4 protein-coding genes are annotated in these 1,672 nt (G+C 30.6%); 3 read left to right on the top strand and 1 reads right to left on the bottom strand.

The window, feature by feature from the left end; genetic code table 11:
• Positions 1–66: 66 nt before the first annotated feature.
• Positions 67–366: a transposase gene (locus A9G35_RS01705; RefSeq protein ID WP_065635422.1), complete on the bottom strand. Its 300-nt coding sequence runs from the start codon at positions 364–366 to the stop codon at positions 67–69.
• Between the two features lie 75 nt (positions 367–441).
• Here A9G35_RS01705 and A9G35_RS14035 point away from each other — a divergent pair, with 75 nt between their 5' ends.
• From A9G35_RS14035 to A9G35_RS01715, 3 genes are all read left to right on the top strand, one after another.
• Complete coding sequence (locus tag A9G35_RS14035; protein WP_442903158.1) at positions 442–555, top strand: Imm7 family immunity protein; 114 nt, start codon at positions 442–444, stop codon at positions 553–555.
• Between the two features lie 202 nt (positions 556–757).
• Positions 758–988, top strand: a complete 231-nt coding sequence (locus A9G35_RS12790; RefSeq protein ID WP_081300079.1) for a hypothetical protein — start codon at positions 758–760, stop codon at positions 986–988.
• Positions 989–1,101: 113 nt separating this feature from the next.
• Entirely contained in the window at positions 1,102–1,434 is a 333-nt protein-coding gene (locus tag A9G35_RS01715) for a hypothetical protein (RefSeq protein WP_065635331.1), read from the top strand.
• Positions 1,435–1,672: the final 238 nt, after the last annotated feature.

Below are 1,672 nucleotides of genomic sequence, written 5' to 3' on the forward strand. Positions count from 1 at the left end.
CATAATATCTTGATAATCCTAAATATTGACATAGCTTTGTTATGCTATAACGATGTCGATTTGCTTTTAGGATAGCGATTTTCGCCCTATTATCAGTGCTGCTTGCTTTAGAATATCGTTTTCCATGCGGAGTTGTTTAAGCTCTTTACGCAACGCGATTAACTCTTGTTCTTGTGGACCGCGATTATCTTTTGTTTTAAATGAGCCACTTTGGCTTGATTGCGTTATCCAACGGTCCAATGCGGATGGTGTCAAATCATATTCTGCAACGATTTCACTACGTGATTTACCATGTTGATAAAGACTGACCATTTGGTGTTTAAAATCATCTGTGAATGTTCGTCTTTTGCGTTTAATCTTATTCATATTTGTTCCTTTTTTAGTTGTGATAAGTTTACCTTACCCCTTAAAAAAGTTGTATGAATTAGTGTAGCCGATCCAATTGATGCCTTTAACGAATTTGAAGTTTTTGTTTTAGCAAGAGGAAAAATAAGAAAAGAAAAAGATTCTTTTTTATCCCCTTGTATTCCCAAGATAGAAGATGAGGAGGAGTAACTAATAATATTTTTTCAATTAAATCCGTCAAAAAGTGCATATGATGCCAAAGTTGGTGGTTATTAGTTTAAAGTACCCCATGCTCCAAGAACCACTAAAATAACTAATACATTTTTAACAATGCCATCAAGAAGTATTAAATAGGCGGTACAAGGTGTAACTATCCCCTAAAATATTACAGCAAAAAAGTAGAAAATTCTCTATGATAAAAGTAAAAAGGGATTTAATTATAAAAAAAATGACTGAACATCAAATCGTCGCTATTTTAAAAGAAGCTGAAGCAGGTATTCCTGTCAAGGAACTCTGCCGTAAATATGGCAAGGAAAAAGAATTTGTACTAACCCTACAACAGGGATACAGGTTATTGAGGATATGTCTGGAAACTACTTCCGAATTTATAACCCGAATATTTCGGGAAAAAGAGCTTATTTGAATGGAAATGTTCCTAACAACAAATTATTAAAAAATGGAAAACAAACAGGTCGAAGTCAAGCCGAATATAATGAGGTAACTCATTTTAATATAGAATAGAAAGGAATAAATAATATGAAATATATAACAGTTCCAATAAACACGAGAGCCATGAGTCGGTTAGATTTTAATGATTGTATGGATGGTGATCTGATTGAATTAACTATTGATGAAGATAATTATGCCAATCTGTTAAAGAGTAATGTCATCAATCAACTTAATAATGCATTAGGAATAAATATTGATGATTATGAAGATGAAAAGATAATTAATATTGATAAACTTATAATAGCTAAACATATTATTGAAAGCTCAATAATATCAAATAATAGCAAAGTGTTAATTCAACTATTAACTCAGGTTGATAATGCAATAAAGTATAAAACAGGAGTATTTTTTTATTTTTAATAATATGTAGGAAAGCGTTGTATTATTTACACTTCATGATTAAAATAATCGTCTTTTTGCTTTGTTATTTTATTGCTCTTTAAAAACGTTTTTTGTCTATAAAAAACTATTGTTGCTACTTATTCCGCATTAAAAAAACGAAAACTCAGTCCAACTAAAAAACAATTTTATACTAAAACGCATAGTTACCTGAAAGTTTTTGACAGAAATTTTAAATCCTATGGTGACCTTGCGATAG

The sequence above is a fragment of the Gilliamella sp. Choc5-1 genome (genome assembly GCF_001690595.1).
Classification (GTDB): Bacteria; Pseudomonadota; Gammaproteobacteria; order Enterobacterales; family Orbaceae; genus Gilliamella; species Gilliamella apicola_M.